18 protein-coding genes are annotated in these 20,558 nt (G+C 59.2%); 5 read left to right on the top strand and 13 right to left on the bottom strand.

Annotated features, from left to right (window positions below; genetic code table 11):
• Positions 1-363: 363 nt before the first annotated feature.
• Positions 364-858 (bottom strand): cyclic pyranopterin monophosphate synthase MoaC, encoded by a 495-nt coding sequence (moaC, locus tag ACQE3E_RS00355; RefSeq protein ID WP_064025471.1) that lies wholly within the window; start codon positions 856-858, stop codon positions 364-366.
• A 54-nt stretch (positions 859-912) separates the two neighbouring features.
• Here moaC and ACQE3E_RS00350 point away from each other — a divergent pair, with 54 nt between their 5' ends.
• Together ACQE3E_RS00350 and ACQE3E_RS00345 are read left to right on the top strand one after the other, a co-directional pair.
• A complete protein-coding gene (locus tag ACQE3E_RS00350) occupies positions 913-1,146 on the top strand; it encodes a MoaD/ThiS family protein (protein ID WP_064025469.1) in 234 nt (77 codons plus the stop codon).
• Position 1,147: 1 nt separating this feature from the next.
• Positions 1,148-1,600 (top strand): molybdenum cofactor biosynthesis protein MoaE, encoded by a 453-nt coding sequence (locus ACQE3E_RS00345; RefSeq protein WP_313729398.1) that lies wholly within the window; start codon positions 1,148-1,150, stop codon positions 1,598-1,600.
• Between the two features lie 5 nt (positions 1,601-1,605).
• On the opposite strand, the gene ACQE3E_RS00340 is transcribed toward ACQE3E_RS00345, so the two are convergent.
• From ACQE3E_RS00340 to trxA, 4 genes are all read right to left on the bottom strand, one after another.
• Complete coding sequence (locus ACQE3E_RS00340; protein ID WP_064025464.1) at positions 1,606-1,875, bottom strand: hypothetical protein; 270 nt, start codon at positions 1,873-1,875, stop codon at positions 1,606-1,608.
• A 190-nt stretch (positions 1,876-2,065) separates the two neighbouring features.
• Entirely contained in the window at positions 2,066-3,727 is a 1,662-nt protein-coding gene (locus tag ACQE3E_RS00335; RefSeq protein ID WP_331710110.1) for an ABC transporter ATP-binding protein/permease, read from the bottom strand.
• Between the two features lie 148 nt (positions 3,728-3,875).
• The gene (rho, locus tag ACQE3E_RS00330; protein ID WP_064025460.1) at positions 3,876-5,132 is read right to left on the bottom strand and encodes a transcription termination factor Rho; all 1,257 of its coding nucleotides are present in this window, start codon (positions 5,130-5,132) and stop codon (positions 3,876-3,878) included.
• 192 nt (positions 5,133-5,324) lie between these two features.
• The gene (gene trxA, locus ACQE3E_RS00325) at positions 5,325-5,651 is read right to left on the bottom strand and encodes a thioredoxin TrxA (RefSeq protein WP_064025458.1); all 327 of its coding nucleotides are present in this window, start codon (positions 5,649-5,651) and stop codon (positions 5,325-5,327) included.
• Between the two features lie 101 nt (positions 5,652-5,752).
• Here trxA and ACQE3E_RS00320 point away from each other — a divergent pair, with 101 nt between their 5' ends.
• Complete coding sequence (locus ACQE3E_RS00320; protein ID WP_064025456.1) at positions 5,753-7,102, top strand: DEAD/DEAH box helicase; 1,350 nt, start codon at positions 5,753-5,755, stop codon at positions 7,100-7,102.
• Here the strand turns inward: ACQE3E_RS00320 and yrfG are convergent.
• A complete protein-coding gene (gene yrfG, locus ACQE3E_RS00315) occupies positions 7,047-7,706 on the bottom strand; it encodes a GMP/IMP nucleotidase (RefSeq protein WP_281021893.1) in 660 nt (219 codons plus the stop codon). The two genes, ACQE3E_RS00320 and yrfG, sit on opposite strands and share 56 nt — an antisense overlap.
• A 189-nt stretch (positions 7,707-7,895) precedes the next feature.
• Between yrfG and ACQE3E_RS00310 the strand changes: the two genes are divergently transcribed.
• Both ACQE3E_RS00310 and nudE read left to right on the top strand, forming a co-directional pair.
• The gene (locus tag ACQE3E_RS00310; RefSeq protein WP_281021892.1) at positions 7,896-9,215 is read left to right on the top strand and encodes a type VI secretion system contractile sheath domain-containing protein; all 1,320 of its coding nucleotides are present in this window, start codon (positions 7,896-7,898) and stop codon (positions 9,213-9,215) included.
• 64 nt (positions 9,216-9,279) lie between these two features.
• Positions 9,280-9,834: an ADP compounds hydrolase NudE gene (gene nudE, locus ACQE3E_RS00305; RefSeq protein WP_064025449.1), complete on the top strand. Its 555-nt coding sequence runs from the start codon at positions 9,280-9,282 to the stop codon at positions 9,832-9,834.
• Between the two features lie 14 nt (positions 9,835-9,848).
• Here the strand turns inward: nudE and ACQE3E_RS00300 are convergent, their stop codons facing one another.
• From ACQE3E_RS00300 to ACQE3E_RS00270, 7 genes are all read right to left on the bottom strand, one after another.
• Positions 9,849-11,534: a BatD family protein gene (locus ACQE3E_RS00300; RefSeq protein ID WP_313729403.1), complete on the bottom strand. Its 1,686-nt coding sequence runs from the start codon at positions 11,532-11,534 to the stop codon at positions 9,849-9,851.
• A gap of 16 nt (positions 11,535-11,550) precedes the next feature.
• Positions 11,551-14,676: an efflux RND transporter permease subunit gene (locus ACQE3E_RS00295; RefSeq protein ID WP_313729404.1), complete on the bottom strand. Its 3,126-nt coding sequence runs from the start codon at positions 14,674-14,676 to the stop codon at positions 11,551-11,553.
• 3 nt (positions 14,677-14,679) lie between these two features.
• A complete protein-coding gene (locus tag ACQE3E_RS00290) occupies positions 14,680-15,813 on the bottom strand; it encodes an efflux RND transporter periplasmic adaptor subunit (protein ID WP_313729405.1) in 1,134 nt (377 codons plus the stop codon).
• Positions 15,814-15,911: 98 nt separating this feature from the next.
• The gene (locus ACQE3E_RS00285) at positions 15,912-17,204 is read right to left on the bottom strand and encodes a hemolysin family protein (protein WP_313729406.1); all 1,293 of its coding nucleotides are present in this window, start codon (positions 17,202-17,204) and stop codon (positions 15,912-15,914) included.
• 55 nt (positions 17,205-17,259) lie between these two features.
• A complete protein-coding gene (locus ACQE3E_RS00280; RefSeq protein WP_313729407.1) occupies positions 17,260-19,095 on the bottom strand; it encodes a VWA domain-containing protein in 1,836 nt (611 codons plus the stop codon).
• Between the two features lie 14 nt (positions 19,096-19,109).
• Positions 19,110-20,096, bottom strand: coding sequence for a vWA domain-containing protein (locus ACQE3E_RS00275; RefSeq protein ID WP_313729408.1), 987 nt, complete (start codon positions 20,094-20,096; stop codon positions 19,110-19,112).
• Positions 20,093-20,557, bottom strand: coding sequence for a DUF4381 domain-containing protein (locus tag ACQE3E_RS00270; RefSeq protein ID WP_281021885.1), 465 nt, complete (start codon positions 20,555-20,557; stop codon positions 20,093-20,095). The genes ACQE3E_RS00275 and ACQE3E_RS00270 overlap by 4 nt, the downstream gene beginning before the upstream one ends.
• Position 20,558: the final 1 nt, after the last annotated feature.

Genomic DNA, 20,558 nt, shown 5'->3' with positions numbered 1-20,558 from the left:
TAAGTCGCGAGGCAAGCCAGTAACGTAAACCAGGCAGGTCGGCGGCGATGATCTATTGAGACGCGTGGTTTAAAAGTCATGGTCAAACGGTTGAAACTCCTGATGCGATAGTACGGTCGTTTGCATATCGGCAGCCAATTGCCAAATTCAACGCCATCATCATTCGCTAATTCTACCCTGTTCTGGCGACAATTGAATCGGTAACCGACCTTTTCCAGTTGCGGTTCAGCAAATTAGGCGCTTCATGGAAGTTTAAAATAGCATGGAGAGGCGTTTTGACCAGTAAAATTCGTGCGCTGTTCCGAAAGCTTGAAGTGGTACGCGGCATACCTTTGGCGTGCTTGGCGCCAAAGGTCGACGACATCAAACGATTTCGGATTCGTCGCGGCGCCAGTGGCCGGATTTGCCGCCGATTTTTTCCACCAAGCGTACCGATTGTATCGTCATGCCGCGATCAACCGCCTTGCACATGTCATATATCGTCAATAGCGCTACCTGGGTAGCATTCAGGGCTTCCATTTCCACGCCGGTTTTCCCGGTAGTTTTGACGGTGGCTCGACAATAAACTCGATTGAATTCGGGTTGCGGTTCCAGTTGGATCTCGACGTGGGTCAGCGACAATGGGTGGCACAGCGGAATCAACTCGGCGGTTTTCTTGCTGGCCATGATGCCGGCGATTCGAGCAATTCCCAGCACGTCGCCTTTTTTATGGCTGCCGGACATAATCAACGTCAGAGTGTAATCCTGCATCGCGATATAGCCTTCGCCGACAGCCGTGCGCTCTGTCACGGCTTTATCACCGACGTCGACCATGTGCGCTTCGCCGACGGCATTAAAATGAGAGAGCTTTGCTGGCATCTGGGTGTTCGGTGTAGTAAAACAGGCTTGTATTGTATTCTCCGGAAAATTGTTATGTCGATTAAAGTCCTCTATTTCGCCAGCCTGCAAGATCGGGTAGGGCGGCAAGCCGACGAATTCGTTTGGGACGGCCCGATTTCGGCCGGCGCGCTTTGGCGGCGCCTGAATCCCGATCTGGCCTGGCCTGACAATATGTTGATTGCAATCAATATGGATTATGCCTCTAGCGACGCCGCGCTAAACGACGGTGACGAAGTGGCGTTTTTTCCACCGGTGACCGGCGGCTGACATGACGATACGCATCGTGGAACAAACGTTCGAACCTTGGTCGCTATTGGCGGACTACGAGCGATTCGAACTGGCGGAAAACATTGGGAAATATGGCGCGGCCGCGGTATTCGTCGGTAGCATGCGAGACTTTAATCTCGGCGACGGCGTTATCGGCATGACATTGCACCATTACCCAGGCATGACCGAGAAGCAATTGGCCACCATCGTGGTCGACGCCAACTCGCGCTGGGCACTGCTGGATACCTTGGTGATTCATCGGGTCGGCGAGGTGCAACCAGGCGATACGCTGGTTCTGGTCGCGGCTTGGGCCGAGCATCGCGGCGACGCCTTCGATGCCAGCCGCTACATCATGGAAGCGCTGAAAAGTCGGGCACCGTTTTGGAAACGGGAAACCCTGGCAGCCGGGCAGAGTCGCTGGGTCGAAAAAAACAGCGACGGTTACAAGGTCTGATCGGCTCAGCCGGCCGGCCGGCCGATACGTGCCTGACTCTCGCCTTGATAACCGACAGATCCCATCTCGTCCAAATCGACATCGCTCCGCAACTGACGTTGCAGTTCGGCGATTTGCTGATTGGCTTGCCCGATCTGTTGGCGCAAATCGCCGATCATTTCATGCAAATATTCGAAATGTATTTGAAAGTAACGCGCCGATGGAAAGCTGTCGGATGTAACGGCCAATGCATCGCCGTCGGCTTTGGAGCGATTAGAGCGTCTTGGTTTTATCATGAACTACACCAGTTTTTCCTTGTCCGGCGGCGAAATGCGGCCGGGCTTTTTCGGGGTTTCATTTGATAAGACGTTTCAGCGGCGAAAAACCTCATCATTGTGCAAAAAAAATTTAGCCCAACCGGCCGGGCCCAGCCTTAACGACTGGTCTGGTGCTTGTTCACCACCAGCGCGGGCGGCCGCAATTCGACTAGCAAAGCGTGATTTGACGCTGGTGTAAGGCTTGAATATTGGGTTGTTTGGTAATCGTCAATAACGCCGAATTCGGCAATCTTTCGAAAATCAGATTGATCATTGCCAATTCGCCATCCGGATCCAACGAGTCGAAAGCCTCCTGCATCAATATCCATTTCGGCTTGTGCAACAGCAAGCGCACCATGCCCAGCCGCTGTTGTTGCTCGCGCTCCAACGATTTCGCCCAGTCGTCGAATTTGTCGAGAGGTTCGATCAACTCGGGCAAGCCGGCCAGTAACAGCGCGGCCTCCAGGTCATCCTGCTTGACGGCGGTGCCGGAGGCCGGGTAACAAATCGAATCGCGCAACGTGCCGGTCGGCAAATAGGGACGCGGCGGCATGAACATTAAGGGTTCGTCGTCGGGCAGCTCGATGACGCCTTCGCCCCACGGCCACAAGCCGGCAATCGCCTTGAATAACTTGTTACCGGAAAATGCGTTGCCGCCGATCAGGATGCGCTCGCCACCACGAACCTCCTCGTTCAGATTGGCAATGCAGACAATGGAGTCCAGCCGAGCGATACACAAATCGCGAAAACGCAACACCGAGTCGCTGCCTTTTTGGATTTGAATGCGGTGCGGATCGGGCTTGGCGATTTCGCGTTCGAGCTGGATCAAGCCTTGGCTCAAACCCAGCACGCGTTCCACCGAGGCCCGCCATTCCGCGACCTTGCCCATATTGTCGACAGGCCAGGACAGTGCGGACACCGTGTGCTGGAAAGCCTGGGCCGATTGCATCAGCGCGCCGAGCGTGATGCTACCCAAGATGTAGCGCGGCGCGGATACCAGAATCGGAAACGCCATCGTCAGCACCGAATAACCGGAGCTGAACAGCATAATCTTCTCCCAAGCCTTGGTTTGATCGTGCCAAGCGGCGACGATGTCGGCAAACAACGTTTGAAAGTGTTGCTTTTCATGAGGTTCGCCATGGATCAGCGCGATGGCCATCGAGTTCTCCCGCGCCTTGACCAGGCCGAAACGGAAATTGGCTTCGACGGTCTGGCGGTTGTCGGTGGCCTTGATCAACGGCCGGCCAATCAGCCAGCCCAAGGTCGAGGCGGTGGCGGCGTAGATCAGCGCCAACCACACCAAATGGCCGTGAATGGGCACTTGAACGAATAGTAGATCCAAGGTCACCGTGCCGGACAGGGACCAGAGGATCTCGGTAAAGCTGATCAACAACAGCACGCAGTACAGCAAGGTATGAAACAAATCCACCGCATATTCGGTAGCGATCCGAATATCCTCGGCAATCCGGCCGTCAGGATTGTCATGCTTGCCGGGAATATGGGTAACGAGATAATGACGACCCTTGTGCATCCATTGGCCCAGCATTTTTTCGGTCAACCAGGCTCGCCATTCCAGTTGCAAGCGGCGTTTGACTTTTAAGTGGGTAACGGTGATGCCGATGTTGGCGACGAAAATCAGCAGTATCGCGCCGACTTGAGTCCAGAGTTTGCTCATGTCATGCTGATCAAGAGCATCGAATAGGTGCGCGCTCCATTCGGTAATAATCACCGATACAGCGATTTGCGCGACGGTCAATCCTATTAGAGATAGCGTCAGGCTACGGCTAAGCGCCTTGTTTTCGGCGTTCCAGAATGGTCCAGTTAAGTGCAAAAACTGGACAAGAAATTTACTTGAGCGTTGCAAAACACGTCCCCCCAAACAGTCTGGGGGCGGACTATAGCAAAGATCGGCGGGAAAAAGCGATATTCGGATATCGGCAACGTCGAGGCGGCGCGACAGCACCGCCTCGGCCAACCGCTTAGCGTTTCATCGAATCGAAAAACTCGGCATTGGTTTTGAAATCCTTGAGTTTGCCCAGCAGGAATTCGGATGCCGCCAACTCGTCCATCGGTTGCAGTATCTTGCGCAGAATCCAGGTTTTTTGCAGTTCGTCGGGATCGACCAAGTATTCCTCGCGGCGAGTACCGGAACGGTTGATGTTGATGGCCGGATAAACGCGTTTTTCGGCGATCTTACGTTCCAGATGCAACTCCATGTTGCCGGTGCCTTTGAACTCCTCGAAAATCACCTCGTCCATCCGCGAACCGGTCTCGACCAACGCGGTAGCGATGATCGTCAAGCTGCCGCCTTCCTCGATATTTCGAGCCGCGCCGAAAAAGCGCTTGGGTTTTTCCAGGGCATTCGCGTCGACACCGCCGGACAGCAATTTACCGGACGACGGCACTACCATGTTGTAGGCGCGCGCCAGACGGGTGATCGAGTCTAACAGAATGACTACATCGAATTTGTGCTCTACCAACCGGCGGGCTTTCTCGATCACCATCTCGGCCACCTGAACGTGGCGGGTGGCCGGTTCGTCGAAGGTGCTGGAAATCACTTCGCCGCGTACGCAACGCTCCATTTCGGTGACCTCTTCCGGCCGTTCGTCGATCAACAATACGATCAGGTAGCAGTCCGGGTTTTTCTCGGCTATCGCATGGGCGATCGCTTGCATGATCATCGTTTTACCGGCTTTCGGCGGCGACACGATTAGTCCGCGCTGACCCTTGCCGATAGGCGCGACCAAATCGATGATACGGGCGGTAAGATCTTCGCTGGTACCGTTACCTTGCTCCAAGCGAAAACGCTTATTGGCGAACAGAGGGGTCAGGTTGGAAAAGGAAATCTTGTTTTTGGATTGCTCGGGAGACTCGAAGTTGATGCTTTCGACTTTCAGCATCGCGAAATAGCGTTCGCCTTCTTTTGGAGGTCTGATCTTGCCGCTTACCGTGTCGCCGGTGCGTAAACCGAAACGTCTGATCTGGCTGGGCGAAACGTAAATGTCGTCGGGGCCGGCCAAATAGGATGCGCCGGGGGTGCGTAAAAACCCAAAACCGTCCTGCAAAATCTCCAATACCCCATCGCCAAATATATCCTCGCCGCTTTTAGCCTGTTTCTTCAAGATCGAAAAGATCAATTCCTGCTTTCGGGCTCTGTCTATGTTTTCCAGTCCTAGGGACTCGGCTATATTGATGATTTCACTGACTTGTTTAAGTTTTAACTCGGTAAGATTCATGATGTTTTAGGGAAAAAAGAACACGTAAAGCAGCAGAATGCCGTTTACAGCGGGGGTAAGTGTGTTGTTGGAGTTTTGAGTTCGGGCGGCTAAGGCGCGTGTGGGGTATACGCTGCCGGGAATTCTAGCGCAATAACCGGACTTAGCAAACTTAATTTGTCAGCGGTCCGGTTAACGTCGAATACGGTAAATTTAGAGGTTGCTATCGATGAAGGCAGCCAATTGGGATTTGGTCAGCGCGCCGACCTTGGTAGCTTCGATCTCGCCACCCTTGAATATCATCAGCGTCGGGATGCCACGCACGCCGTAATGTTGCGGAGTTTTGGGGTTCTCGTCGATGTTCAGTTTGGCCACGGTCAGCTTACCTTGGTATTCCGAGGCGATTTCGTCCAGAACCGGGGCGATCATTTTGCAAGGGCCGCACCATTCCGCCCAATAATCAACCAGAACCGGCCCGCTGGCTTTCAATACGGTATCGTTAAACTCCGCGTCCGATACATGAAGGACTAGGTCACTCACGCCAATCTCCAATAGTTTGCAAAGTCAAGACTATAGTTTCGTCCCGCTTCGATTGTCAATCGATTTCAAACGCCACGGCTTTTACGGTATTCTATCGCGTTATGAAAAAAACAATTTTGACGGAAACCCGTTTTAGCAACTTGGAGTTGTCCGACTCCATTATCAAAGGTTTGAAAGAAGCCGGATTCATCCAATGCTCGCCGATCCAGGACAGAGCCCTGCCGATTGCGCTACGCGACCGCGATGTCGCCGGCCAGGCCCAAACCGGCACCGGCAAGACCGCCACGTTTTTGTTGGCGACCTTTCAGCGTTTGATCAACGACGAAAGCGAAAAGATCAAAAACCCCAGAGCATTGATTTTGGCGCCGACCCGTGAGCTGGCAATCCAGATTCATAAGGACGCCCTGGCGCTCAGCCGCTATCTGAATCTGAAATTCGCGCTGATCTACGGCGGCACCGATTACCAGAAGCAACTCGATAAACTGAAAACCGACGTGGACATCATTATCGGCACGCCGGGGCGCATTATCGACTTTTACCGGCAAGGCGCATTCACGCTCGACAATATTCAGGTGTCGGTGATGGACGAAGCCGACCGGATGTTCGATCTGGGCTTCATCAAGGACATTCGCTTCCTGCTACGCCGGATGCCGCCGCCGGAAAAGCGTTTGAATCTGTTGTTTTCGGCCACACTGTCCTACAAAGTGACCGAACTCGCCTACGAACACATGAATAACCCGGTGATGGTCAAGATCGAGACCGAGGAAGTCACCTCCAAGGCCATCAATCAGTTCGCGTTCTGTCCGGCCAACGATCAGAAAATTCCGCTATTGCTGGGTTTGTTGAAAACCCACCAGCCGGTGCGCAGCATCGTGTTCGTCAACACCAAGCGTTGCGCCGAACAGCTCGACGATTATCTGCAAGCCAACGGCCACAAAGTAGCGATGCTGAGCGGCGACGTGCCGCAGGAAAAGCGTCAGCGCCTGCTCAACGACTTCCAGGAAAACCGGGTCACCTTGCTGATCGCCACCGATGTCGCGGCGCGCGGCTTGCATATTCCCGATGTGTCGCACGTGTTCAACTACGATCTGCCACAGGATGTCGAGGATTACGTACACCGTATCGGCCGCACCGCCCGTTTCGGCGCCAGCGGCGAAGCGATCAGCTTTATCTGCGAGGAATATGCCTACTCGATGCCCGACATCGAAGATTACATCGGCGAAAAAGTGCCGGTTAGGGCCATCGACCAGGAATTGCTGATCGAAGACGTGATCAAGCCGGAACGGCGCGAGCCGCGCGAACGCGTGCCGGCCCACGGCAAGCGGCCGCCGCGCGGCGATAAACCGGAACGCGACCGCCGGCCGCCGCGTCCGCACCGCGAGCACGGCCAGCCCGCTACAACAGCCCCGGCATCAGCGCCCGAAAATCTTCCACAGCCGGAAACTCCGTAATCTCGCGTATCGGCCGGCGGCTATCCGGCTTGCTGATCGAGACCAGATGAGCAATCCCGAACGCCGCCGCCGAACGCAACACCGCCAAACTATCGTCGACCAGCAAGGTCCGCTGCTTTTCGAAGACATGCTGATCCTGCAGTCGCCGCCAGAATCCGCATTGTTCCTTGGCCAACCCGACATCGTGCGAACTGACGATACGATCGAAAAAACGGTGCAAACAGGTCTTTTCCATTTTCAGACTCAAACTGTCGCGATGGGCGTTGGTCACCAGCAATAAGTACACGCCTCGGCCGCGCGCCGCTTCCAAAAACTCGACGACATGCGGATGCACGGCAATCAAACCCGCCAACTCCTGTTTCAAACCGGCGATATTCAAGTTCAACTCCTCGCTCCAGTAGTCCAGGCAATACCATTCCAGTTTGCCTTCCATCGCTTTAAATCGGGGCGCCAATGCCACTTTGGCAGCCTCCAGCGTTAAGCCGTGCAATTCGGCGTAGCGTAACGGCACGAATTCCTGCCAGAAATGATTATCGAAGTTCAGGTCCAGTAGCGTGCCGTCCATGTCCAATAGCACGGTATCGATTTCTCGCCAATCCAGCATCGTCTCTCAACTTTTAGTTGCGCCGGGAAGCCCCCGAGCCGGCCGCGATGTTAACTAAATCCGTCGCGCCTGACCATCTTCGCGACCTCAAGCGGACGAATTCGCCGAATTGGTCCAGACTTATAGACCGCACCCATCCGTGACGGCCCGTCGGGCCAAAATCCAATAACCAGTACTAGGAGCAACGACATGACCGGCCGTATCGAATTCAATCTGGGCTGGAACCGGCCAACATCGCGCCGCATCGAGGATGGCGACGGCCGTTGCATTTATCTGCTCGGGCGCTACTCCGGCCGATCCGGCGCCGGGCGTCCCATTGCGATTGACCTCGACAATTTCGACCAGGTTTTGGCGGAATTGGCGCCGACGGTGACGGTTACCGGCGGCCAGACTTTGCCGTTTGCCGAGCTGGACGATTTTCATCCCGACCGCTGGCTGAAACGGATAGCGCTACTCGCCGATTTGAGCGAACTGAAAACTCGCTTGAACAATCCGGCAACCGCCGAGTTGGCCGCGGCGGCAATCCGCCAGTATCTGCCGATCGCGCCGGCCGTAACCCCGCCGCCAGCGACCGCGCCGACCGGCGACGAAAGCGACGACGAAACCTTACGGCGTCTGCTCGGCCGATCCTCGGAAGCCGCGTCGGTGCCGACCGATAAGCTCACCGGCTGGTTAGACGGCTTGGTAGCGCCGCACGTCAGTCGGGCTACCCTACCGGAACACACCGCCCTGGCCGACTTGATCGACGCCGTGGTCGGCCAATATCTGCGCGGCGTCTTGCACGCCCCGGCCTTTCAGGATATGGAAGCCCTATGGCGCGCCACTCGGAACTTGGTCGGCGCCGCGGCCGAAGGCGAACATCGGCTGTTTTTGGTCGATGCCGATCCAGCGGCGTTCGACGCGGCAACCGCCGCGGCTATCGTCGAACATGCCCGCCGCCGCGAGGACGACCGTTCGTCCGTGGTGTTGATCGATCACCGCTTCGGCCTGGGCGACGCGGATCGGGCACTGCTAGCCGCTTACGCCGATCTGGCGGCGAGCCTGGACGGATGCGCGATCGGCGGCATCGCGGCAGACTGGGCCGAAGCCGCGCTGACCCGCCACGCGCCTAGCCTGGACATCGCCGCCGACCGCGTCGTACTGGCTTATCCGCGCTATTTGATGCGCTTGCCCTACGGCGCCAAACGCGATCCGCTGGAAAGTCTGGCGTTCGAGGAGTGCGCTCTACCGCCGGCGGTCGAAGAGCTACTTTGGGGCAATCCGGCGTTTTTGTGCGCGCAGGCCTTGTTAAAGGCCAACCCGGAACCGGAAGACTTGGCTTTCCCGGAGATACCGGTGTTTGCCTACAGCGAACAAGGCGAAACCGTGTTGCAGGCCGGCGCAGAAACCGTGTTGAGCGAGAGTCAAATTCAAGCCTTGCTGGCGAGCGGCATCACGCCGGTGTTGGGTTTCCGCCAGCGCCCCGGCGTCCGCCTGCCGGCCATCGTCGCGCTGGCGGACGCCGGCTAAATTCTTGCCGGCGGTCGGCGGGTCTGGGTTATAGTGACTCAAGACCTTACGCCGACCCGCAGCCATGCCGAACCGACCGAAAATTCTCAACAAGACCGTGGTCGCTCAGACCAGCCAGTTCCGCGTCGAAGCGCTGGAGCTGGAATTCAGCAACGGCGTCCGCCGCCGTTACGAACGCCTGGCGCGCGGCGGCACCGGCTGCGGCGCGGTATTGATCGTGCCGATGTTGGATATCGACACGGTGCTGTTGGTCCGGGAATACGCCGCCGGTTTGCACCGCTACGAATTGGGGCTGCCCAAGGGCAAGCTGGACGACGGCGAGGACATGCTCAGCGCCGCCAATCGGGAATTGAAGGAAGAAATCGGTTACGGCGCGGCCAGTTTACGGCATCTCCATCAGGTTTCCCTGGCGCCGGCCTATCTGGAGCACACGATAGACATCATCCTGGCCGAGCAACTTTATCCGGAAAAACTGGTCGGCGACGAGCCGGAAGAACTGCAAGTGGTACCGTGGCCGCTGGCGCGGATCGACAGCTTGCTGGCCAGCGGCGAGTGCAGCGAGGCCCGTTCGATCGCCGCGTTATACCTGGCGCGCGATCATTTGCGCCGACGCGATTGAGGCCGGCATCAGGCCTAGTCGCGGATTTTAAACAACGGCTCCAGGCCGTCGTCCACCCCGGACTGAACCGGCGCGGCCGGCGATTCCGCGATGAAAGCCTCCCAAAGCGCACGCCCCTGCCAATCGGCTTCCCCACCGGAATAAAGCAATCGGTTCAAGGCCTCGATTTCCTCGGCCAGCATCGCACTACATTGGTCGGCCAACCCGGACAGGCTGTCGGTACCGAAGCGCTGACGGCCCCATTGCAGCAAGCACTGCTTGGCGGCTTGCGGATTGTTTTCCCAGCACGCCCGCTTCAAGTTGCGTTCCAGCGACGACTCGCCGGCCGGCACCGGCTTGACGCGGTTTTCCGCCACAGCACCGGCTCGACGGCGCCATGCCCAAATTCCGGTAGCCAGCCAACCTAGCGCGCAGACGACCGTCGCCGCCCGCCAAAAGCGTAACTCGCTATCCGAGGCGACCACCGTTTCGACACGCGTCATCGGCATGGTTGCGTCCGCGCCGGTCTGGGGTTGCGAGCCGGTTGGCGCGGTCTCGCCGGCGCCGGCTTCGGCAATGATCGTCGCGGCCGGTAGCCGAGCACTCTCGATTTTGCCGGTACGGGTGTTGAACCAGGGAATTTCCAGGGGCGGCAAGGTGTAGCGGCCGGGTTTGGACGGAATCAACGCGACTTTCTCCTCGCGTAGCGCGGTCAGGCCGTCGGTCAGCTTGTCTTCCTTCAACAGCGGCTGGTCGGGATAGCTCTTAACGCCGTCGATCGCCGCCTTATCCGTCAACTCCGGCAACTGACCGACCGTGGCGCCCCGAGCGGTCAGTGTGATCGTGCGGGTCAGCGGCTCGCCAACCTTGGCGTGCCGACCGGGATCGGACCATTGCTCGCGCAATTCCAGATGCTCTGCGCTCAACCAGTTGCCCGCGAACCCGGCCGGTACCGGTAACACGTTCAATGTGACCGGCTTGGAGGTGACCCGGCGGGTTTCGGTGGTGGGCCGATTGAAGAAGCCGTTGAAACGCGGCCGGCCGCCGGCCACGACTTCGGCGTTCAGCGTCAGCGGCGCAATCGTAAACAAGCCGCTCTGCTGCGGAAAAATCGCGTATTTGCGTTCGGTCACCCAATACTCGACGCCGTTGACTTGCGTCGTGTAACTGTCGTCCTCGCCCAATTTTTCGACCAGCGCGTCCTTGATCTCCGGCTCGCCGAGGCTGGCCTGGGTAATTTGCACGCGCCGGAACAGTTTCAAGGTATAGATGACCTGCGATTGCACGTAGGGCTTTTCCGGCGTCGCCGTCACCTCCAGAAACAGATCGCCATCCTGCTGGGGATCGACGGCGGAAGCGGACACGACAATTTTCAGCGGCCGGCTACTGTCGGCGCCGAACCGGATCGGCGGAATCAACAACTCGCCGGCCTGCTTGGCCATCGCGTTCAATATCCACTGCTCATTGCGGCTGCTTTTGCCGTTGACCCAGGAGGAACTGGAACTGCGCTGCTGGTTGAGAATCTCGAAATGGTCGCGCAACGGCCCGAAGTCCGGCTCGCCGTCGGGTTCATCCTCGGCGCTGAACACGATTTGAAACGATTCGTTCATCGCCACCGGGTTGCGGCTGACCGACACCTGGATGTCGGCGGCCCGCGACAGCGTGGCGATCAGCATCAACAAAAAAAATAAGCCGGCGCGCCGGCCTAGGCGAGTCAACATCGTAGGCTTCCGGAAATTAATGCATCGAAAAAGGTTTGCGGCTGTCGCTACGGTCGTCGAACCAGCCATACAAGGCCGGCAACACCACCAGCGTCAACAGCGTCGAGCTGATCAGGCCGCCGATCACGACGATGGCCAGCGGTTTTTGGACTTCCGAACCGGGCCCGGTGGCGAATAGAAACGGCACTAGACCCAGCAAGGCCACGGTCGCCGTCATCATCACCGGCCGGAAACGTTGCTCGCAGCCCTGACGGATCGCATGCGCTTGGGTCATGCCGCTGGCGCGTAAACCGCGAATGTAGGAAATCAATACCACGCCGTTCAATACCGCGATACCCCATAGGGCGATAAAACCGACCGAGGCCGGCACCGACAAATATTCGCCGGTCGCGAACAGGGTGATGATCCCGCCGATCGACGCGAACGGCAACACCAGGATGATCAGCGCGGCAAAACGCAACGACTGGAACAGCATGAACAACAAAAAGAAAATCGCCGCGATCGTGATCGGAATGATCAACTGCAAGTGGCCCAAGGCCCGCTCCATGTTCTGGAATTGACCTCCCCACTGCAGATAATAGCCTTCCGGCAACGCGATCTTGGCCGAAATGGTTTGCTGCAACTCGGCGACGAAACCACCCAAATCCCGGTCGCGAACGTTGATGCCGACCACGATGCGGCGCTTGCCCATTTCCCGGCTGACTTGCGCCGGGCCGTCGTTCAAGCTGATCTCGGTGACGTCGCCCAGTCGGACGCGAGCGCCGTTGGGCGCGGTCAACATCAGATTGTCGATCGCGGCGATATCGTTGCGGAAATTCTCCGGCAAGCGCACCGCCGCCGAGAAGCGCCGCTCGCCTTGATATATTTCGGTGGCGACCTTGCCGGCGATCGCGGTTTCGATCACGTCGTGAATGTCGGACGCATTCAGGCCGTGACGGGCGATGGCCTGGCGATCGATCGTGATATTCAGATATTGCTGGCCTGTCATCCGTTCGACCCGAATGTCGCGGGCGCCGGCGACGCCGCCGGCCGCGACCGCGATCGCATCGGCCAGCCGTTTCAGTTCGGCCAAATCGTCGCCGAACACCTTGACCGCCACGTCGGAACGTACGCCGGTGACCATTTCGTCGACACGGTCGGATATCGGTTGCGCCATGACCACTTGCATGCCGGGCAGGTTGGCGTTCAAGGTGTCGCTCATCGCGTCGGCGATATCGTCCTGGGTCCAGCCGGCCGGCCATTCCTCGCGCGGTTTCAATGTAACGATGGGTGTCGATTCGTTCTGCGCCTGCGGATCGGCCGGACTCTCGCCGCGGCCGACGCCGCTGACCACATTTTTGACGCCGGGAATGCCCAGCACCATCTTCATCGCCTGCATTTCGACGTTGATGCTCTCTTCCAACGAAATGTTCGGCATGCGATTGATGCCCGGCACGATGGAGCCTTCCTTCATTTCCGGAATGAACGACGTACCGAGGAAGGGCAACATGAGCAGCGTCGCCCCGAAAATCGCCAGCGCGATCGCCACCACTTTAAGCCGGTTGGTCAAGGCCAGATTCAGGATACGCAGGTATTGGCGTTTGCAGAACGCAATCAAGCGCGTGTCGTGCTCGCCGTCGTGGCCTTCCAGAAAAAACGCGCACAACACCGGCGACAACGTCAACGACACAATCAGCGATACCAACAGCGCGATCGCGATCGTGTACGCCAACGGCGCGAACATCTTGCCCTCCATGCCTTGCAAGGTCATCAGCGGCAGAAATACCAGGATGATGATGCCGACCCCGAACAATACCGGCGTCGCCACTTCGTGCGTGGCGGCTTCGACGACCCTGACCCGGCTGGTGGCGCGGCCCTTGCGCTCGCCGAGCAGGCGGAACGCGTTTTCCACCACCACCACCGAACCGTCCACCATCAATCCGATCGCGATGGCCAAGCCGCCCAGCGACATCAGATTGGCGGACAAGCCGAGTTTGTTCATCGCGATAAACGTGACCAGCGGCGTTACGATCAACGTGGCGACGACAATCAAGCTGGAGCGCACGTCGCCGAGAAACAGGAACAAGACGATGACGACCAGCACGATGCCTTCCATCAACACCTTGGTGACCGTGTGCAGCGCGGCGTCCACCAAATCGCTACGGTCGTAGTACGGCACGATCTTCAGGCCGTGCGGCAACATGCCCTTGGCGTTGATTTCGGCGACGCGCGCCTTGATCCGGCCGACCACTTCCTTGGCGTTGCCGCCGCGCAGCATCATCACGACGCCGCCGACCGCCTCGGTGTAACCGTCCTTGATTACCGCGCCGACCCGGACCTCGTGGCCGATCGCGATGTCGGCGACGTCGTGCATGTGGACCGGCACGCTGTTGTCTTCCTTCAGAACAATGCCGCCGATGTCGTCGACATCGTTGATCAGACCGACGCCGCGAATCAGATATTGTTCAGCATAATGCGGCAATACGCCGCCGCCGCTGTTGGCGTTGTTGCGGGCCAGTGCGTCGAACACGTCGTTGAGCTTGATCCGGTAATGGTGCAAGCGATCCGGATTGACCAACACCTGATATTGCTTGACGTAACCGCCTTGGGAGTTGATTTCGGCGACGCCGGGAATGCCGCGCAACAAGGGCCGCACCACCCAATCCTGAGTCTCCCGACGTAACTGCAATTCATCCACGGACAAAGGCCGTTCCCCGTCGTCGTCGCGGTCCAGCGTGTATTGATAGACCTCACCCAGCCCCGTGGACACCGGACCCAACACCGGATTGACGCCGTCCGGCATTTGCTGCTTGACCTCGATCAGCCGCTCCATCACCAATTGCCTGGCGAAATACACTTCGGTACTGTCGCTGAAAATCAGCGTGATCAGCGACAAGCCGTTTTTGTTCAGCGAACGCATCTCTTCCAGGCCCGGCAAGCCGGCCATCGCGATTTCCAGCGGCACCGTCACCAAACGCTCGACTTCGTCGGGGGAACGGCCGGTGGCATCGGTGGCGATTTGCACCTGGATATTGGTTACGTCGGGAAATGCGTCCACCGACAACTTTTGCATGGCTCTGGCACCGAAGCCGATCAGCGCCACCGCCAGTACCGCCACCAAAATCCGTTGTCGCAACGCGACTTCGATCAGTCCGTTGACCATGGTTTACTCCAACGCGCTACGCAAGCGCTCGTTGTTCAGATGAAATGCGCCGTCGACGACGATATGCTCGCCGGCGTTCAGACCGGACAACAACGGCCGTTGCTGCGCCTGTTCGGCGCCCAGTTGCACCGGCCGCAGTTCGAAGCGGTCGTCGGCCAGACGCACGAATACATAATCCCGATCGGTCTCGCGGACCACAGCCCGGCTCGGCACCACCAGGGATTGGGTGTCCGGCTTACTGATTTTCAAGGTGGCCAGCATTTGCGGCTTGAACAAGCGTTCCGGATTGGCCAAGGCCATGCGCACGGTGACGGTGCGGGTATCGGGATCGACCAAATCGGCCACGTAAATCAACTTGCCGCTGACTTCCAGGCCCGGCAGGGCCGGCACCTCGGCTTGAACTTGATCGCCTTGCCTAGCCCAGTACGCCTGCTGCTCCGGGATTTCGGCCACCAACCATAAATGCGACAAGTCGGCCACCGTATACAGGCTGTCGGCCGGCTGCACGACCTGTCCAACCGCGACGTTACGCTCGATGACGACGCCGGCGATACTGGAAGTCACCGGCGAAAACGAATCGATGACCCGTTGCTGGGCCAAGCGTTTCAAATCGCCGTCGCTCATGCCCAGCACCCGCAGGCGGTCGGTCGCCGCCCGTAGATCGACTTCGGCTTCGGTCAGCACGCCGCGCCGTTCCAGCAACTCGGCTTCCGCCAGCACCCCGCTGTCGTGCAAGCGCTCGGCGCGTTGCACGGTCAGGCGTCGCAAATTGACTTGCGAGCTGGCCTTGAGATATTCGGATTGAGCTTGGCTGAGTTCGGTGCTGTTCAGCGAGGCCAAGCGCTCGCCCTTGGTGACGACTTGTCCCAGCATCGCATTGATTTCGGTGACCCGGCCGGTCACGGTGGCGCCGATCTTGGCAACCCGATGCTGGTCCAGTTCCACCCGCGCCGACAATCTCAGCGACTCGCTGACCGTGACGGGTTTGATTTCGGCGATTTTCAACAGCTTCAACAGCGCCGGCGTGGCGGTCACCGGTTGGCCGGACTCGGCCCTCGCGGCCGGGACCAAGGCCAAAGCCAACAGCGCGGCGTTCAACAGACGGGCGTAACGAGAGAAACGAGGATTGATGGGCATTGACCTATTCCTGGTAATTGATCGGGTAGCGACCCGCCATCCGGCGGTTCCACCGAGTGAGTCGGTGCCGGACTTGGGCCGGCGGTGTGTGGAGGGCATCATGGCCGCGACACCTCGGCGATCAGCACCTTATCGATGCGCGTGCCGTCGATATCGACCACTTCAAAACGCCAACGTTCGTATTCGAAGGCATCGGCGACCTTGGGCAGGTCTTCCAAATAATAAAGGATGAACCCGCCGACGGTGTGGTAATCGCCGTCGTTTTCGCCGGGCAGCGGCATATCGATGCCTGTCAGGGTTTTCATGCGTTGTATCGCCAAGCGGCCGTCGATCAGCCAGGAACCGTCCGCGCGTTGCGCCGCTTCGCTGTCCAGATTGAGCTCGGGACTGGGCAAGTCGCCGACGATGGCTTTCAACACGTCGCTCAGCGTCGCCAGGCCTTCGATGTCGCCGTATTCGTCGACGATCAGCGCCAGATCGCTACGCGTTTCGCGAAAGCGCTTCAACAACTGGGTCAGCGTCAGCGATTCCGGAACGTAGATCGGCGCGTGCAATCCGGAAACCAAATCGAAGGCGAGCCCGTTCATCGCCGCCTTCAATAGTTCGCTGCGTTGTAGGATGCCGATCACCTCGTCCAGGCCGCCCCGGCAGACGACGGCGCGCGAATACGGGCAATCGGCCAGCTTGGCGCTGGTGACGGCTAAGTCATCGGTCAGGTCGATGGCGTAGATCCGTTGACGCGGCGTCATCACCGCGCCGACTTGTTGGGCATCCAGTTGCAACACGTTGCCGACCAAGTGGCGCTCTTCGGCATGAAACACGCCGGATTCCGCGCCGATTTCCATCAACAACTTGATCTCTTCATCGGTGACGGCGGCTTCCGGGGTCCGATCGGCCCGCAGTAGTTTCAGCAATAGATTGCTGGAAGACGACAGCAACCAAACCAGCGGACTGGCCATCAGCGCGATCAGGTTCATCGGCCGCGCCAACCGCGCGGCGATGGCTTCCGGCCGCAGCAAGGCTAGGCGCTTGGGCAACAACTCACCGACGACCACCGAGAAATAGGTAATCACCGCCACCGTCGCCAACAGCGCGATCGAGTCGGCATAGTCCGCCAATAGCGGAAACTGTTGTAAATAGCCGGCGATCGGCGCGGTCAAGGCGTCCTCGCCGAGCGCGCCGTTCAAGATGCCGACGCCGGTGATGCCGACCTGCACCGTGGACAAAAACCGCGACGGTTCGTCGTGCAGTTTCAACGCCGCTTCCGCGCCGGCCCGTTTCTCGGCGGCCAGTTTGCGCAGCCTGGCCTTGCGCGCCGATACCAAGGCCATTTCCGACATCGCGAACAGGCCGTTGACGACAATTAATAACAGGATCAGTCCTATGTCCATCGTTATGGTTTCATTCCGAGCGTCGCACGATCCTAGTGACGGGAGGGCACGGCGCTCACCAACCCGGCGCGTCGCGAGGCGCCGGGTTGCGTTGACCGTACTGGTATTTGAATTTGCGCTTGAGCAGGCCGGTCGGTTCGTCCGGGATGCGTTTCAGCAACTGGGCGTTGGCCCGCTCGGTTTCGTCGCGTTCGCCGGCTTGATCCGGCTGGGCGGTCGGTTGAGTAAGCTCCCGACCCGCCTCGGTCGATTCGGGCGGCTTGGCCGGCTCGGCGGATTGCGGCGAGGCTTCTCGCGACTTTTCGCTGTTGTCGTCGCGCTGTTGATCGTCGGCTTGCGCCGATTGGGTGTCGGACTGGCGCTTCTCGTTACCCGCCGCCGGGTCCGAGGGCTGGCCTTGTTGGTCGGGACGCGGCGATTGGGTGGCATCATCCTGCTTCGACCCCGGCTGTTGCCGGTTTTGAGCGCCGGGTTGCGCTTGCGTGGAGTCTTGCTTGGAATCGGACGAATTTTCCGCTTGCTGTTGTTGGGCCAATTGCTTCTCTATCAATTCTTTGTTGTAGCGGGCATCCGCATGATCTGGCTGCAATTTCAGTGCCTGTTGATAGGCTTCCAGCGCCGCGGACAAATCGCCGGCCCGAGCCAACGCGTTCCCCCGGTTGTAATGGCCGTCGGCGCTGGTGGCCGATTTCAAGGTTTCGGCGGCTTCCCGATATTGACCCGCCCTAAATTGGGCCGCCGCGCGCCATTCCGGGTTTTCGAAACGGCTCGCCGCCGCGTCGTATTGTTCGCTGTCGAAAGCTTGCCGGCCCTGTTGATCCGGCGTGCGCCACAAACTTTGCCAGTCCAGGGCGTGGGCGTCATCCGGCCAGGCCGGCAATAGCGCCAAGGCAGCCCAAAATAACAAGCCCTTGCGAAACTGCCAGGCAGCCCAAGGCAGCAGCAGCAAAACCAACCAGGGGCCGGTTTCGTCCCATTGCTGCAACATCAATTCGGTGCCGGTCAGCGGCTCGGTAGTGTTCGGATTATTGAACAGCTTGCTCAATGCCTCGACGTCTTCATCGCCGGCGCCGACCGGTCGATACAGGCCTCGGCCGGCGTCGGCCAAGGCTTGCAGCGCGCCGGCATCGAGCTTGGCGACGACGATATTACCATCGGCGTCCTTTAGGAATCCGCCCCCGCCGACCGGAATCGGCGCGCCGTCGCCGGTGCCGATGCCCAGCACCGACAGGCGATAGCGACCCAACCATTGTTCCGCCAGCGCGGCGCTGTCGCTATCGACGCCGTCGCAGACCAGCAGGATATGGCCTTGGGCGAGGCCGGCCTGTTGCAACAATTCGGCGGCCTTGCGAATGGCGACGCCGGCGTTGGTGCCGGGACTGGGCATGATGTCGGTGGTCAACGCGGTCAATTGGCTATCGATGGTCGCGACGTCGTTGGTCAGTGGCGTCACGGTAAACGCATCGCCGCCGTAGACCAGCAACGCGGTCTGGCCGTCCTTGCGCTGCTTGAGCAGATCGGCGATTTTATAGCGAGCCTTGGCGATGCGGCTGGGTTTGATGTCGGTCGCATCCATCGATCGCGACAAATCCAACGCGATGACCAGCGCCGATTCGTTGCGGAAGGCCGGACCCGGCAAACGTTGCCAGGTTGGGCCGGCCAGCGCGACCACGGTCAGCGACACAACCGCCGCGGCCAGCGGCAAACGGTAATTCCGGCCGGTCGCCGGCTGGTCTTGCAAGATGAACGGCAGTAACTCGGCATCGCAAAACGCCCGCCATGCCCCGCGCCCCAAACGGCGCTTCCAATGCAGTCCCAGCAAGATCGCGGCCGGCAATAAAGCGTACAACCACCAGGGACGTAGAAAATGAAAGTTAGACCAATCGATCATCGCTCAAGTCTCCGTCAGCCGCGCCGCAAATAACCGGTCGCCAAGCCGGCGCTCAGTAACAGCGCCAATCCCAACGGCCAATGGTAGAGTTCCCGGCGCGGCCGGAAATATTGCTTGTCCTTTTCGACCGGTTCCAGCTGATCCAGCAGCCGGTAAATGCGATCCAGCTCTTCGGTATCGCGCGCCCGAAAATAGCGGCCACCGGTTGCCTCTGCGATCGCGGTCAGCGTCGTTTCGTCCAAGTCGGCGGACGGATTGACCCGGCGGTTGCCAAACAGGCTACGCACCACCATTTCATCGGCGCCTATGCCTATCGTGTAAATTTTCAAATGGTGTTCGGCCGCGATTTCGGCGGCTTTCAACGGCGTCAGTTCGCCGGCGGTATTGGCGCCGTCGGTCAGCAAAATCAAGACCCGGCTGTCGTCCCGCTGCTGTTCCAGGCGCTTGACGGCCAAGCCAATCGCATCGCCGATGGAGGTTTTCGGATCGTCCTCGGTAATCCCGATGAAGGCTTCGTCCAGCAAGGTCTGCACGGTTTTGCGGTCGAAGGTCAGCGGCACGTGCAAATAAGCCTGAGTGCCGAATAAGATCAATCCGAGCCGATCCCCGGCCCGGCGCCGGATGAATTCGCCCGCCACCTGCTTGATCGCGGTCAGTCGGTCGACCCGGCGTTTACCGATAAAAAAATCTTCTTCTTGCATGCTGCCGGATACGTCGACGGCCAGCATCAAATCGCGGCCGCTGATGGCCTGTTCCAAGGGTTCGCCTAGCCACAACGGCCGGGCGGCGGCCAAGATCAAACACAGCCAAGCGATTGCCGCGATGCGTAGCGCCCAAGGACTACGCGCACTGACGATGCGGGCGTCGCCGCCGCCGAACTCGTCGAGAAACGGTACTTTTAGCGCGGCCTGTCTATCCATGGGCCGGGCCGGCAACGCGATTCTGATCAGCAGCGGCAGCGGTAGCAAAACCAGCAGCCAGGGCCATTGCCATTCAATCATGAGGATTTCGCTCGTTGCTTCAGCCAGCGCTCGCACAGTGCGGCAACGGCGGCAATGTCGTCGACCGGCGCCGACGGCCGGTAAGGCCCGTCGGCCAAGCAGCGGCCTTCGCCCTCGCTGAACGGCCGGTCGGCCAGACTCGCGTCCAGATAGCGTAGCCAAGCGTCGCCGTGCAATCCGGCGACCGATGCGCGCCCATCGCGACTGATCGCCACCCGCCGCAACAGCGCCGACAGGGCGGCCAGCTTTTGGCGATCGTCCATTCCGGCATCGTCGCGAATCGCCGTCAACATCGCTTGCGCGGTTTTAACGACGGCGCGGCGGCGCGGGCGCCGGTACCACCGGAAACTCGCCCAAACTAGCGCCGGCAGCACTATTGCCAGCAGCCACCAACCCGGTGCCGGCGGCCAATAGCCGACCGGGCTAGGCAAATGTATATCCTTGAGTTGCAAGCCATCCATG

It is taken from the genome of Methylomonas sp. MED-D, from assembly GCF_050276835.1.
GTDB classification, from domain to species: Bacteria; Pseudomonadota; Gammaproteobacteria; order Methylococcales; family Methylomonadaceae; genus Methylomonas; species Methylomonas koyamae_A.
The sequence above is the reverse complement of the archived record's forward strand: the minus strand, read 5'-3'. Positions and strand labels throughout refer to the sequence as shown.

Coding starts and splice junctions, on each gene's coding strand:
- yrfG (WP_281021893.1), bottom strand. CDS start 7,706: ATGCTGGATTGGCGAGAAATCGATACCGTGCTATTGGACATGGACGGC.
- ACQE3E_RS00310 (WP_281021892.1), top strand. CDS start 7,896: ATGACCGGCCGTATCGAATTCAATCTGGGCTGGAACCGGCCAACATCG.
- ACQE3E_RS00285 (WP_313729406.1), bottom strand. CDS start 17,204: ATGGACATAGGACTGATCCTGTTATTAATTGTCGTCAACGGCCTGTTC.
- ACQE3E_RS00290 (WP_313729405.1), bottom strand. CDS start 15,813: ATGCCCATCAATCCTCGTTTCTCTCGTTACGCCCGTCTGTTGAACGCC.
- ACQE3E_RS00270 (WP_281021885.1), bottom strand. CDS start 20,557: ATGGATGGCTTGCAACTCAAGGATATACATTTGCCTAGCCCGGTCGGC.
- ACQE3E_RS00280 (WP_313729407.1), bottom strand. CDS start 19,095: ATGATCGATTGGTCTAACTTTCATTTTCTACGTCCCTGGTGGTTGTAC.
- ACQE3E_RS00345 (WP_313729398.1), top strand. CDS start 1,148: ATGACGATACGCATCGTGGAACAAACGTTCGAACCTTGGTCGCTATTG.
- ACQE3E_RS00320 (WP_064025456.1), top strand. CDS start 5,753: ATGAAAAAAACAATTTTGACGGAAACCCGTTTTAGCAACTTGGAGTTG.
- rho (WP_064025460.1), bottom strand. CDS start 5,132: ATGAATCTTACCGAGTTAAAACTTAAACAAGTCAGTGAAATCATCAAT.
- ACQE3E_RS00295 (WP_313729404.1), bottom strand. CDS start 14,676: ATGGTCAACGGACTGATCGAAGTCGCGTTGCGACAACGGATTTTGGTG.
- nudE (WP_064025449.1), top strand. CDS start 9,280: ATGCCGAACCGACCGAAAATTCTCAACAAGACCGTGGTCGCTCAGACC.
- ACQE3E_RS00275 (WP_313729408.1), bottom strand. CDS start 20,096: ATGATTGAATGGCAATGGCCCTGGCTGCTGGTTTTGCTACCGCTGCCG.
- ACQE3E_RS00300 (WP_313729403.1), bottom strand. CDS start 11,534: ATGTTGACTCGCCTAGGCCGGCGCGCCGGCTTATTTTTTTTGTTGATG.
- ACQE3E_RS00350 (WP_064025469.1), top strand. CDS start 913: ATGTCGATTAAAGTCCTCTATTTCGCCAGCCTGCAAGATCGGGTAGGG.
- ACQE3E_RS00340 (WP_064025464.1), bottom strand. CDS start 1,875: ATGATAAAACCAAGACGCTCTAATCGCTCCAAAGCCGACGGCGATGCA.
- moaC (WP_064025471.1), bottom strand. CDS start 858: ATGCCAGCAAAGCTCTCTCATTTTAATGCCGTCGGCGAAGCGCACATG.